We start from the raw sequence: 12,437 nt of genomic DNA on the forward strand, positions 1-12,437 counted from the left end.
GTCATGCCCGCGACTGCGGGCCGGGGTCGATCACCAGCGCCGGGCCGATTCGCCGCTCACCCCGGGGACCCCGGGTCAGCCGCCGCGCCGCGACCGCCGGGTCGTCGTCGGCGGCGGTCACCTGATCGGGTACGCGCACCCAGTGCCGGCGGTGCGCGTCGGCGTACGCGGCGCCGAGGACGGCGATCCGGCGGCCCTCGACCGGTGCCGGCCGCAGGTCCCCGCCGGGGGCGGTGGCGCCGAGCGCCGGACCGGCCGGCACCGCCGCGAGTTCGCCCCGGTCACCGGCGACGGTGATCAGGTCGGGGGAGCCGCAGCGCACCGCCGCCACGGCGCCGGCCCGGTCCACCCGCACGATCGTGGCGCGCAGGTGACCCGCCGGGGCGAGATCGCGTACCGCCCGGTCGAGCACGCCGGCGAGGTCCGGCAGCGTGCGTCCCGGCCGGGCGTGGCGGCGGAAGGTCTGCTCGACGGCCCGGCGCCCGGCGGGGGTGTCCAGTGCCGCGCCGGTGACCGTGCCGATCAGGGCGAGCAGGCCGCCGCCGCGCAGCGGAACGGCGGCACCGATCTCCCCGGGTGTGCCGCAGATCGCCAGCGCGGCGCGTCCGGGGCCGGCCGGCACGGTGAACACCGCGACGTCCGGCGGGCCGGCGGCGCGCGCCACGGTCGCGGTCCGTGTCCGGCGGCGGGCCCAGGCCAGGGCCGGCACCGCGGCCAGGCTGACCGCCGAGGCGAGCAGCGCCTGCGGATCGCTGCGGTGGCCGGGGATGACCGGTACGACGACCGACAGCACTACCAGCGCGCCCGCCCAGGCCGACACCAGCACCGCCACCCGGGGCCGGGCCGAGACGCCGAGCAGGCCCGGTAGGAGCACCCAACCCAGCGGCGTGCTGACCTCGGCGAGGCCCATCAGCATCGCGTTCCCGGTGGTGCCCGCCAGGGCGGCTCGCATCGGCAGCACGCCGACCACCCTATCGGGGCGCCCGCCGGACGCCGACCGGTGTACCGGGCAGACCAAACCTCACTCCTTACCCGAAACAGAGCGGAGCTGACACGACACGTTCGCGTGATTCTCTCGACATACCGTCTCGCGGCCTGGCCGGTTAGGGTTGACGTACCGCAGGTCGATCTTGAGGAGTGTGTGTGCTGGTTCTGGTGGCGGTCCATGCGTTCGCAGCCGTGACCGCCCCCGTGCTGGTACGCCTCCTCGGTAGACGTGTGCTCTACCTGCTGGCCGCCGTCCCGGCCGCGGCGCTGGTCTGGGCGCTGACCCGGACCGAGGCGGTCCGCTCTGGCCGGCCCGTCGTCGAGACGGTCACCTGGGTGCCGCAGCTCGGGCTGGACCTCGCGTTGCGGATGGGCACGCTGTCCTGGCTGCTGGTGCTGCTCGTCGGCGGTGTCGGCGCGCTCGTGCTGGTCTACAGCGCGCGCTACTTCGACTCCGACGATCCCAGCCTCGGCCGGTTCGCCGCGGTGTTCGTCGCGTTCGCCGGCGCGATGCTCGGCCTGGTGGTCTCCGACGACCTGCTGCTGCTCTACGTGTTCTGGGAACTGACCACCGTCTTCTCGTACCTGCTGATCGGCAGCGATCCCACCAAGCGGGAGAGCCGGCGGGCCGCGATGCAGGCGCTGCTGGTGACCACGCTCGGCGGCCTGGCGATGCTCGCCGGGTTCGTGATGCTGGGCCAGCACGCCGGCTCGTACCGGTGGTCCGAGATCTCCGGGAACCTGCCCGACGGCGGCTACCTCACCGTCGCGCTGGTGCTCGTCCTGCTCGGCGTGACGAGCAAGTCGGCGATCTTCCCGTTCAGCTTCTGGCTGCCGCGCGCGATGGCCGCGCCCACGCCGGTCAGCGCCTACCTGCATGCCGCCGCCATGGTCAAAGCGGGTGTGTTCCTGGCCGCGCTGATGGGCCCGGCGGTCGGCCAGGCCACCGTGTGGCGGGCGGTCCTGCTCGCCGGCGGCCTGATCACACTGTTCCTCGGCGGGTGGACGGCGCTGCGGCAGGTCGACCTCAAGCTGCTGCTGGCGTACGGCACCGTGAGCCAGCTCGGCCTGCTCATGGTGATCCTCGGCGCGGGCACCCGGGACACCGCGCTGGCCGGCGCCGCGATGCTGCTGGCACACGCCCTGTTCAAAGCCACCCTCTTCCTCGTCGTCGGCGTCGTCGACCACGTCACCGGCACCCGTGACCTGCGCGAACTGAGCGGTCTGGGTCGCCGGGCGCCGGTGCTGGCGGCCGTCGCCGGCCTCGCCGCCGCCTCCATGGCCGGCCTGCCGCCGCTGTTCGGCTTCGTGGCCAAGGAGGCCGCGCTGGAGGCGTTCCTGCACGGCGGGACCGTCGAGCTGCTGGTGCTCGCCGGGGTGGTCGTCGGCTCGGCGCTGACGGTGGCGTACACGCTGCGCTTCCTCTGGGGCGCGTTCGCCGCCAAGCCCGGCGTCGCGGAGACCCGGCCGCACCGGATCGAGCCGGCGTTCATCGGCCCGGCGGCGGTGCTCGCCCTGGCCGGCCTCGCGGTCGGCATCGGCGCCCCGGCGGTGGACCGGGTGCTCGCCCCGTACGCCGACCAGTTCCCGACCGCCGACCCCGGCTACCACCTGGCGCTCTGGCACGGGCTGACGCCCGCCCTCGGCCTGTCCGCGCTGGCCGTCACCGGCGGCGTCGCGCTGTTCCTCCTGCTGCACCGCCGCCGTCCGTACCTGGCCCGGCTGCCCTTCGACGGCGCCACCGGCTACGACCGGCTGGCGAGCGCCGTCGACCGCGCGGCGGTGGAGCTCACCGGCGCCACCCAGCGCGGATCCCTGCCGTTCTACCTCGGCGTCATCCTGCTGGTGCTGGTGATCATGCCGGGCGGCGCGCTGCTGGCCGGCGTGCCCTGGGCACAGCGGTTCCAGCTGTGGGACACGCCGTTGCAGGCCGTCGCGGGCGCGGTGGTCGTCGTCGCCGCGCTGGTGGCCGCCCGCGCCCGCCGCCGGCTCACCGCGATGATCCTGGTCGGGGTGACCGGCTACGGCACGGCGCTGCTGTTCATCCTGCACGGCGCGCCGGACCTGGCGCTCACCCAGTTCCTGGTGGAGACCGTCACGATCGTGATGTTCGTGCTGGTGCTTCGCCGCCTGCCGCGCCGGTTCTCGGCCCGCCCGATCCGCGCCACCCGGCGGTTCCGCGTCGCGCTCGGCGTGGCCGTCGGCCTGGTCACCGCCGGCATGGCGTACGTCGCGGCGGGCAGCCGGACGGCCACGCCGATCTCGGCCGGCTTCCCGGACGAGGCGGTGTCCTACGGCGGCGGCAAGAACGTGGTGAACGTGACGCTCGTCGACATCCGCGCCTGGGACACGATGGGCGAGATCGCGGTGCTGGTGGTGGCCGCCACCGGCGTGGCCAGCCTGATCTTCCGCGGCACCCGCGCGCTGGACCTGCGCAGCGGCATCCCCGGCGCCGGCCGGCAGCAGTCGTCGCGTCCGCGCTGGCTCACCACCGGCGCGACCTCCCGGCAGCAGTCGGTGATCCTCCAGGTCGTCACCCGGCTGCTCTTCCACGCCATCCTGCTGTTCGCCATCTACCTGCTCTTCTCCGGCCACAACGCGCCGGGTGGCGGGTTCGCCGCCGGGCTGGCCGCCGGCCTCGGCCTCGCGGTGCGATACCTGGCGGGCGGGCGTACCGAACTCAACGGCGCCGCGCCGGTGGACGCCGGGTTCGTGCTCGGCGCGGGACTGTTCGTCGCGGTCGGCACCGGCGTCGTCGCGATGCTGCTGGGCGGCGAGTTCCTGCAGAGCGCGACGCTCGACTTCCACCTGCCGCTGCTGGGCCACGTCCACTTCGTCACGTCCGTGTTCTTCGACGTCGGCGTCTTCCTCATCGTGGTCGGCCTGGTGCTGGACATCCTGCGCAGCCTGGGCGCCGAGATGGACCGCCAGGAGGAGGACGACGAGCAGGAGAACGAACCGGCCGGCGTACGGGAAGAGGAGCTGGTGTGAGCCCGAACATCCCCAACCTGGTCTACATCCTGGTGATCGGCGTCCTGTTCGCCACCGGGGTCACGCTGCTGCTGGAACGCAGCCTCACCCGCGTCCTCATGGGGGTCATCCTGCTCGGCAACGGCGCGAACCTGCTGCTGCTCACCGGCGGCCGGGCGGGCGGCCCGCCGATCGTCGGCACCTCCGCCGAGGAGGACATGTCCGACCCGCTGCCCCAGGCGATGGTGCTGACCGCGATCGTCATCACGCTCGGCATGACCGCCTTCCTGCTCGCCCTCGCCTACCGCAGCTGGCACCTCAACGGCCACGACGAGGTGCAGGACGACGTCGAGGACCGCCGCATCATGGAGCTGGCCGACCGGGACGAGGGCCCCGGCACCGCCGACGCCGACGTGGCCGACGGCAGTCCCGAGGCGCGGGTCCTGGCCGCCGCCGAGGCGGAGGGGGGCCGATGACCTGGCTCGTTCCGCTGCCGGTGGTGATGCCGCTGCTCGGCGCGGCCCTCACCCTGCTGCTCGCCCGGCGGGCCCGCATCCAGCGGTGGGTAAGCATCGTGGTGCTCGCGGCCACCGTCGCGGTCGCGGCTCTGCTGCTGGTCCGCTCGTCGCTGGACGGCCCGCTGGTGGTGGAGGTGGGCGGCTGGGCCGCGCCGATGGGCATCGTGCTCGTCGCCGACCAGCTCGCCGCGCTGATGCTCGTGGTCTCCGCCTCGGTGACGCTGTGCGTGCTCGTCTACTCCATCGGGCAGGGCATGGCCGACGGCAACGAGGAGACGCCGCTGTCGGTCTACCACCCGACCTACCTCGTGCTGACCGCCGGCGTGTGCAACGCGTTCCTCTCCGGCGACCTGTTCAACCTCTACGTCGGCTTCGAGATCCTGCTGGTGGCCAGCTACGTGCTGCTGACGCTGGGCAGCACGGAGACGCGGATCCGGGCCGGCACCACGTACGTCGTGGTCAGCCTCCTGTCGTCGCTGATCTTCCTGGTGGCGATCGGCCTGGTCTACTCCGCCACCGGCACGCTGAACCTGGCCCAGCTCGCCGACCGCCTGGACGCGCTCCCCGACGACCTGCGCCTGGTCCTGCAGGGCATGCTGCTGCTCGCGTTCGGGATCAAGGCGGCGGTGTTCCCGCTGTCGGCGTGGCTGCCGGACAGCTACCCGACCGCGCCCGCGCCGGTCACAGCGGTCTTCGCCGGCCTGCTCACCAAGGTCGGCGTGTACGCGATCATCCGCACCGAGACGCTGCTGTTCCCCGGCGGCCGCACCGCCGACCTGCTCATGGTGATAGCGGCGTTGACCATGGTGGTCGGCATCCTGGGCGCGGTGGCCCAGTCCGACATCAAACGGCTGCTGTCGTTCACGCTGGTCAGCCACATCGGCTACATGCTGTTCGGGGTCGGCCTGACCACCCCGCTCGGCCTGTCCGCGGCGATCTTCTACGTGGTGCACCACATCACCATCCAGACCACGCTGTTCCTCGCCGCCGGCCTGGTCGAACGGCGCGGGGGCAGCACCGCGCTGGACCGCCTCGGCGGGCTGGCCCGGCTGTCGCCGCTGCTGGCGCTGCTGTTCTTCGTGCCCGCCCTCAACCTGGCCGGCATACCACCGTTCTCCGGGTTCCTCGGCAAGCTCGGTCTCGTGCAGGCCGGCGTGGACGACGGCGGGTTCCTGGCCTGGGCGCTCGTCGCCGGTGGGCTGCTGACCAGCCTGCTCACGCTCTACGCCATCGCCCGGGTGTGGAACCTGGCGTTCTGGCGGGCCCCGCACCCGGACATGCCGGGGCCCGGCGACGCCGACCGGGCGGCCCGGACCGAGGGCGCCGAGCAGCCGCACGAGGGCGCCTCGCCGGCCGGTGCCGTACTGCCCCGGCTGATGACCGTGCCGACCGCCGCCCTGGTGGTGCTCGGTCTGGCGCTGACAGTGGTGGCCGGGCCACTGTTCGAGATCAGCACCGACGCCGCCGACGACCTGTTGCGCCGTGCCCCGTACGTGGAGGCCGTGTTCCCGGAGGGACCGCCGTGACCAGTCAGCCGAAAGCGCCGCTGACCGCCCGTGACCGCTGGCGCAACCGAGCGATCGCCGTGACCGGCCTGGTCACCGTCTGGGTGCTGCTGTGGGGCACCTTCAGCTGGGCGAACGTGATAAGCGGCCTGGTCGTCGCCGCGGTGCTGCTCGTGGTCTTCCCGCTGCCACCGGTGACGTTCGCCGGCCGGATCCGGCCGGTGCCGCTGCTGAGGTTCCTGGCGCGCTTCCTGCGCGACCTGGTCGTGGCGTCCGCGCAGATCGCCTGGCTGGCCGTCCGGTCCAACCACCCCCAGTCGGCGATCATCGGGGTGCCGCTGCGGGTGAACACCGACCTCAACCTGACCCTCAACGCCGAAGCCCTGTCGCTGGTGCCGGGCAGCCTGATCGTGGAGGCCGACCGGAGCACGGGCACGCTCTACGTGCACGTCATCGGCATCCGCAGCCGCGACGAGGTGGAGCGCTTCCGCCAGAGCGTGCTGGAACTGGAGCAGCGCATCGTGGCGGCCGTCGGCTCGCCCGAGGAACTGGAGCTGGTCCGCCGATCCGCACCCGCCGGGCCGTCCCGGTCGGTCGACCTGGAAGGGGCACCGACGTGACAGTCGTCGCCGTGATCGTCACCCTGTTGCTCGTCGCTGCCGGTGGGCTCACCCTGGTCCGCATCATCCGCGGCCCGTCGATCCTCGACCGGGCGGTCGCCACCGACGTGCTGCTCGCCGTCGCTGTCGCGGCCATCGCGACCGAGGCGGCCTACAGCCGGGACGCCACCGCGCTGCCGGTGCTCGTGGTCCTGGCCCTGGTCGGTTTCGTCGGCTCGGTGAGCGTCGCCCGCTTCGCCGCGCGGAGGAACCCGAAATGAGCCTCGACACGGTCCTGGACACCGTCGCCGGTGCCTGCCTGATCGCGGGCGCGCTGCTCTGCCTCGCCGCCGGCATCGCGCTGGTCCGGTTCCCGGACGTGCTGTCGCGCATGCACGCCGCGGCCAAGCCGCAGGTGCTCGGACTGCTGCTGGTGCTGCTCGGTTGCGCGCTGCGGCTGCGTACCGGGGTGGACATCACCACGCTGGTGCTGGTCGGCCTGTTCCAGCTCGCCACCGCCCCGGTGGCCGCGCACATGGTCGGGCGGACCGCCTACCCGCACGACGACATCCGGCGGGACCTGCTGATCACCGACGAGCTGGCCGGTCACATCGACCGCATCCGCGCCGACCGGGCCGGTGAGCCGCGGGAGACGTCGCCGGTCCACACGTCCTGACGATCGCGAGCGCCGGAACAGGGGAGCCCATGAGCGGCACTGTCTACGAGAACGCCCGCATCCACACCCTCGACCCGGCCCGCCCGTACGCCGAGGCGATGCTGGTCCGCGGCGAGCGGATCGTCGCCGTCGGTGATCTCGCGGAGTGCCGGGACCGGGCCGGCGGCGGCGCACGCCGGGTCGACCTCGACGGGATGGCCGTGCTGCCCGGCCTGATCGACAGCCACATCCACGCGGCGTCCTACGTGCGCGGGCTGGACCAGGCGGACCTGCGCGGCACGGCGAGCCTCGACGAGGCGCTGACCCGGATCGCGGGACACGCCGCCACGCTGCCGCCGGACGCCTGGCTGCTCGGCGGCGGGTGGGACAGCAACAGATGGACCCGGCCGGTGCAGCCGGACCGCATCGACCTGGACCGGGCCTGCCCGGACCGGCCGGCGGCGCTGCCGAGCATCGACGGCCACACCATCTGGGTGAACAGCGCGGCCCTGGCCCGGCTCGGCATCGACGCGGCCACCCCCGACCCGCCCGGCGGGCAGATCGCCCGGGACGAGCACGGCGAGCCGACCGGGATCCTGCGCGAGGCGGCGGCGGACGCGGCGTACGCGGTGGTGCGCTCCCCGCACGCCGGTGACCTGGTCGCACAGTTGCGTACCCACCTGCCCCGGCTGCTCGCCGCCGGGCTGACCAGCATCCACGACCTGGACGGGCAGGACGCCCGCGCCGCCTACGAGACGCTGTACGCGCGGGGTGAGCTGCCGCTGCGGGTGCACAAGACGATTCCGGCCACAGCGTTGGACGAGGCGATCGACAGCGGCTGGGCCACCGGGGACGGGGACCGCTGGCTGAGCACCGGCCCGGTGAAGATCTTCACCGACGGCGCGCTCGGCTCGCACACCTGCCTGATGACCGAGCCGTACGACGGTGAACCCGGCAACCACGGCATCGCTGTCACCCCGGCCGAGGAGTTCGAGCGGCTGGTGGCGCGCGCGGCCGGGGCCGGGATCGCGGTGGCGGCGCACGCCATCGGCGACGCGGCGAACCGGATGGTGCTGCGGGCGTACGCGCGCTGGCGCGAGTCGGCGCAACCCGGTCCGGCGGCCCGGCTGCGGCACCGGATCGAGCACACCCAGCACCTGCTGCCGGCCGACGTGCCGCTGCTCACCCACCACGGGGTGATCGCCTCGATGCAGCCCACGCACTGCACCAGCGACATCCCGCTCACCACCCGGATGCTCGCCGGCCGGGGCCTGGCCTCGTACGCCTGGCGCAGCCTGCTGGACGCCGGCGCCACAGTGGCGTTCGGCTCGGACGCCCCGGTGGAGGATCCCGATCCGTTCTTCGGCATCCACGCCGCGGTGACCCGGCAGCAGCCCGACGGCACCCCGCCGGGCGGCGTCGACCCGCACGAGCGGCTCGACCTGGACTCGGCGCTGCGCTGCTTCACCGAGGCCGGGGCGTACGCCTCCTACGAGGAGCACCTGAAGGGCCGGCTGCGCCAGGGCATGCTCGCCGACTTCATCGTGCTGCCCACCGACCCGTACCGGGTGGAGGCGCAGCGGCTGCGCGACCTGACAGTGGCGCTCACGGTGGTCGGCGGCGTGGTCCGCTGGCAGCGCTGACCGGTCCCGCCCGGACGCCGTTGTCCGGGCGGGACCCGGCGGTCAGGCGCCCTTCACCCAGTCGAGGCTGAACCGGGCGAAGTAGATGCCGCCGGTGTTGCCCACCTCGTACAGGTTGCCGACAGTGCCGTCGGCCAGCACCGCCATCGTCGAGTAGCCGGCGCCGCCGGGCTTGACCAGCGCCCGCGCCGGCCAGCTCGCGCCGTCGTCGGTCGACAGCCGTACGGTGAGGTCGTTGCGCGCGGTCGGGTGCGCGTTGTTGCTGAACAGCGCCGTGCGGGTGCGCACCGGCGCCCGGTTCGCGCCGACCTCGGACGGGCGCAGGTAGGACATCTCGTCGGCGTTGCAGAGCGGGTCGGGCAGCAGGGCGCTCGCCGTCGCCGCACCGAACGTCGCGGCCCCGTCGGTGGACGTGGCGTAGAACCGGCTGCGGGTCGAGTTGTGCCGCATGTTCTGCACCACCGCGCCCGTGCCGCGTTCGATCGCCTTGCTCTCGTTGATGTTCCCGCCGGCGGATCCGCCGCGCCGCCAGGTCACGCCGTGGTCGTCGCTGTAGATGTTCGCGGCGTGGCTGGTGCCGGCCGAGTCCCGGTAGGCGATCGGCTGGATGAGGCGGCCGGTGCTGGTCTGGATGCCGTGGCCGGAGGAGAAGAACACCTGCCGCCAGGTGGGGTCCTTGACGGCCGGGTTCAGCTCGACCGGGGCGCTCCAGGTGGCGCCGTTGTCCCGGCTGGTGATGTAGCGCAGGTGCATGCTGTTCGGGTCGTCGGCGGTGTTCAGGCCGGAGCCGCCGGACCAGAAGCTGATGCCGGGCCGGGGGGAGTAGGTGAAGAAGCAGTAGACGACGCCGGTGGCGCGGTCCACGAGCAGGCTGGGGTCGCCGACGCCCTCGCTGGTGGTGGGCGGGGCGTGGATGACGCGGGGCTGCTCGAAGGTCCGGCCGCCGTCGGTGCTGCGGATCATCACGATCTGGATGTTGTTGGTGCCGCCGCCGAGGTCGTACGAGCCGTTGACCCGGGCGTCGGCCACGGCGATCACGGTGCCGTTGTTGGTGACCGCCAGGCCGGGGATGCGGACCGAGGCGACGGTGCCGTCGTACCGGCCGCCCGCGCCGTTGAGGTCGCGGATCACGGTCTGCGTGGTGAGCAGCGTGGTGCTTGTCATCTGCGGGTTGCCGGTGGCCAGGTCGCAGGAGGTGGTGCCGCGCAGCGTGGTGTCGAAGCCGGGCGCGGTGACGCGCAGCGTGTACGGGGTGCCGGCGCCGACGGTCCAGTAGTGCGGGTAGTTGCCCCCGGCGGCGATCGTCCGGGTCCACGGTGAGCCGGTGCGCCCGGCCCATGTGACGGTGAAGTCCCGGGCGGTCGTGGTGCGGTTCTCCAGCGCGAGCTGGAGGCGGCCGTTGGTGCAGTCGAAGCTGGTGAGCGCGGACATGCCGGTGCCGCAGTGGAAGATGCCGCTGGTGGTGTCGTCCAGGCCGGTCGGGGTCGTGGTGCGCAGCGTGTACGGCGTGCCGGGGGACAGCGTCCAGTACAGCTCGGCGCTGCTGCCGGCGGCGACCGTGCGGGTCCACGGCGAGCCGGAGCGACCGGGCCAGGTCACGGTGTAGGTCTGCGTGGTGGCGCTGCGGTTGTCGAGGTCGAGCAGCAGCCGGCCGGTGGTGCAGTCGGCGCCGGCGGTGGCCGTCACTCCGGCCGGGGCGGCGGCCTGGGCCGCCGTGGTGGGCAGTACGGAGAGCAGGGTCAGGGCGGCCACCGCGAGGACGGTTGCCCGGCGCGGCATGGCGCGGCGAGGGGACACGTGGTTCCTTCCGGGACGGGGGAGGGGGATCGGATCGACTATCTGACGTCAGATGTCCGATGTCTGCACGCTAGGCGGATCCGCCCCGGCCCGTCAAGGATCGGTTCCGGTCGACGTCCGATACGGCGCCGAGAGCCCTCAGCGATCGCGCCCGGGCGCCTCGCCGAGCAGCGCCTCGCCCAACGCGGTGAGCCGGTGCAGCATCAGGTTGCCGTGCCGCTGGCTGACGATCAGGCCGGCCTCGCGCAGGATGGTGGTGTGATGGCTGGTGGTGGCCGGCGAGATGCGAGCGCGCCGGGCCAGCTCGCCGGTGGTGGCGCCGCCGGCGGCGGCGCGCAGCACCGCCACCCGGGTGTGGCCGAGCAGTGGGCCGAGCCGGCGTTGCGGGCCGGTCGGCGGCGTCGGTTCCGATCGTTGCCGGCACGCCGGGTAGACAAGCGTGGGCGGCAACTCCGGGTCGGCCAGCGTGATCGGCGCATGCCAGCAGAAGTACGACGGGACAAGCGTGATCCCCCGGCCGTCGAGACGCATCTCCCGGTCCTCCGGGTAGCCGTGCACGGACAGCACCGGGGGATCCCAGGAGGTCTCCGGGCTCAGGTCGTCGAGGATGCGCCCGGCGCCGTCGTCGAGGACCCATGCCCCGCGCAGGGCCCGGTCACCGGAGACGGCGGAGGTGACCTGCGTCCAGTGCGGAGCGAGTGCGACCCGGAAGTAGGCACGCAGCGCGTCGCCGAGGCAGTGCCGGGCGGCGGGTCGGCCGGCGGCCAGATCGACCAGCCAGGGGCTGTCGACGGGAGTCACCATCCGCCCCAGTTCGGTGCGGATCCGCCGGGCCGGGGTGTCGAGAACCAGGTCGATGCCCTCGTCGGGGTCGGTGACCGGGCCGGGGGTGAGGAAGTCCGGGAAGTACCGCCTGAGCGGCGCGATCGGCAGCAGCCGCTCGCGGAGGACCGGGACGAGGCCGGCTCGTTGCAGGTCGGGGCGCACCTGCCGGTGCCAGCGGGCGTAAGCCGCGTGGCCGGCCCGGGTCTGGAGGCGGTGCAGGCTACAGATGATCTCCCACAGTGGATCCGGCCGGGCCGCCAGCCGGGTGCGGCTGAGGTCCCCGGCCGTGAAGTGGATGCGTAGCGTCCCCATGACGCACAGTGTTCCCGCATGCGCCACCGCGCTCAGTCTCGTCCCTGACATTGATGTACATCACTGGATGGCGGGGGTGGGGGGGGGGCGGGGGGGGGCCGCCCCGAGGTGTCTCAGCCGGCGCCGCAGCTGGACCGCCAGCGGTGGGAGGCGATGTTGTCGTTGGCGTTGGCCATGTAACCGTCGCGGTTGGAGCCCCAGGTGAACCAGACGCCGGTGAGGTTGTCCCACGCGTCGCCGGCGCCGAGACAGGCGTACGCGCCGGTGTAGTCGGGGTGGATGTAGAGGGCGACCGGCCGGCCGCTGTTGGAGTCGTTCCACGCCGACGACGCCAGGTTGCGCATGCTGGCCCGGTTGTTGTTGTCGCAGTTGGCGTTCTCCGCCGTGTTGATCGTGTCCCAGTTGTTGTCGGCGTTGTACCACCAGCACCACCGGCCCGCCCAGCCGGCGTCCTGGCTGACGTAGAGGTACCCGCTGCCCGCGGCGGCGCGCTGCGCGGTGTCCGCGTGTGGGGTCGGCCGGGGCGCGGCCTGGGCGGCGGTGGCGGTGAAGGCCAGCGCGGCTGCCGCCGCGACCACTGTGGCCAGCACGGCGCGTACTGCTCTCATGGTGTTTCCCTCCGGTCG

Annotated in this window: 11 protein-coding genes; 7 read left to right on the forward strand and 4 right to left on the reverse strand. The window is 73.4% G+C overall.

Annotated features, from left to right (window positions below):
- Position 1: 1 nt before the first annotated feature.
- Positions 2-952 (reverse strand): hypothetical protein, encoded by a 951-nt coding sequence (locus ACGFIA_RS16015; protein WP_357384973.1) that lies wholly within the window; start codon positions 950-952, stop codon positions 2-4.
- 191 nt (positions 953-1,143) lie between these two features.
- On the opposite strand from ACGFIA_RS16015, the gene ACGFIA_RS16020 reads away from it, so the two are divergent.
- Genes ACGFIA_RS16020 through ACGFIA_RS16050 form a run of 7 tightly spaced genes read left to right on the forward strand, consistent with a single transcriptional unit; the run spans position 1,144 to position 8,877 of the window.
- Complete coding sequence (locus ACGFIA_RS16020; protein ID WP_393260578.1) at positions 1,144-3,978, forward strand: Na+/H+ antiporter subunit A; 2,835 nt, start codon at positions 1,144-1,146, stop codon at positions 3,976-3,978.
- A complete protein-coding gene (locus tag ACGFIA_RS16025; protein WP_357384881.1) occupies positions 3,975-4,433 on the forward strand; it encodes a Na(+)/H(+) antiporter subunit C in 459 nt (152 codons plus the stop codon). Before ACGFIA_RS16020 ends, ACGFIA_RS16025 begins: the two co-directional genes overlap by 4 nt.
- Positions 4,430-6,001, forward strand: a complete 1,572-nt coding sequence (locus ACGFIA_RS16030; protein ID WP_357384883.1) for a Na+/H+ antiporter subunit D — start codon at positions 4,430-4,432, stop codon at positions 5,999-6,001. The genes ACGFIA_RS16025 and ACGFIA_RS16030 overlap by 4 nt, the downstream gene beginning before the upstream one ends.
- On the forward strand, positions 5,998-6,600 hold the full coding sequence (locus ACGFIA_RS16035) for a Na+/H+ antiporter subunit E (RefSeq protein WP_357384886.1): 603 nt from the start codon (positions 5,998-6,000) through the stop codon (positions 6,598-6,600). The genes ACGFIA_RS16030 and ACGFIA_RS16035 overlap by 4 nt, the downstream gene beginning before the upstream one ends.
- Positions 6,597-6,860: a monovalent cation/H+ antiporter complex subunit F gene (locus ACGFIA_RS16040; protein WP_354873039.1), complete on the forward strand. Its 264-nt coding sequence runs from the start codon at positions 6,597-6,599 to the stop codon at positions 6,858-6,860. Before ACGFIA_RS16035 ends, ACGFIA_RS16040 begins: the two co-directional genes overlap by 4 nt.
- Positions 6,857-7,255: a monovalent cation/H(+) antiporter subunit G gene (gene mnhG, locus ACGFIA_RS16045; RefSeq protein WP_357478281.1), complete on the forward strand. Its 399-nt coding sequence runs from the start codon at positions 6,857-6,859 to the stop codon at positions 7,253-7,255. Before ACGFIA_RS16040 ends, mnhG begins: the two co-directional genes overlap by 4 nt.
- A 29-nt stretch (positions 7,256-7,284) precedes the next feature.
- Positions 7,285-8,877 (forward strand): amidohydrolase, encoded by a 1,593-nt coding sequence (locus tag ACGFIA_RS16050; RefSeq protein WP_357478283.1) that lies wholly within the window; start codon positions 7,285-7,287, stop codon positions 8,875-8,877.
- Positions 8,878-8,919: 42 nt separating this feature from the next.
- Here ACGFIA_RS16050 and ACGFIA_RS16055 read toward each other — a convergent pair whose 3' ends face one another.
- The 3 genes from ACGFIA_RS16055 to ACGFIA_RS16065 all read right to left on the reverse strand — a co-directional run bounded on the left by ACGFIA_RS16055 (position 8,920) and on the right by ACGFIA_RS16065 (position 12,419).
- Positions 8,920-10,629, reverse strand: a complete 1,710-nt coding sequence (locus ACGFIA_RS16055; protein ID WP_357500256.1) for an exo-alpha-sialidase — start codon at positions 10,627-10,629, stop codon at positions 8,920-8,922.
- A 183-nt stretch (positions 10,630-10,812) separates the two neighbouring features.
- Positions 10,813-11,811, reverse strand: a complete 999-nt coding sequence (locus ACGFIA_RS16060) for a helix-turn-helix domain-containing protein (protein ID WP_357384894.1) — start codon at positions 11,809-11,811, stop codon at positions 10,813-10,815.
- Positions 11,812-11,924: 113 nt separating this feature from the next.
- Positions 11,925-12,419: a hypothetical protein gene (locus ACGFIA_RS16065; RefSeq protein WP_357384896.1), complete on the reverse strand. Its 495-nt coding sequence runs from the start codon at positions 12,417-12,419 to the stop codon at positions 11,925-11,927.
- Between the last annotated feature and the right edge of the window lie 18 nt (positions 12,420-12,437).

Origin of the sequence: Micromonospora sp. NPDC049203, assembly GCF_043197215.1 — a bacterium.
Lineage (GTDB): Bacteria > Actinomycetota > Actinomycetes > Mycobacteriales > Micromonosporaceae > Micromonospora.

Coding starts and splice junctions, on each gene's coding strand:
- ACGFIA_RS16030 (WP_357384883.1), top strand. CDS start 4,430: ATGACCTGGCTCGTTCCGCTGCCGGTGGTGATGCCGCTGCTCGGCGCG.
- ACGFIA_RS16060 (WP_357384894.1), bottom strand. CDS start 11,811: ATGGGGACGCTACGCATCCACTTCACGGCCGGGGACCTCAGCCGCACC.
- mnhG (WP_357478281.1), top strand. CDS start 6,857: ATGAGCCTCGACACGGTCCTGGACACCGTCGCCGGTGCCTGCCTGATC.
- ACGFIA_RS16015 (WP_357384973.1), bottom strand. CDS start 952: ATGCGAGCCGCCCTGGCGGGCACCACCGGGAACGCGATGCTGATGGGC.
- ACGFIA_RS16050 (WP_357478283.1), top strand. CDS start 7,285: ATGAGCGGCACTGTCTACGAGAACGCCCGCATCCACACCCTCGACCCG.
- ACGFIA_RS16065 (WP_357384896.1), bottom strand. CDS start 12,419: ATGAGAGCAGTACGCGCCGTGCTGGCCACAGTGGTCGCGGCGGCAGCC.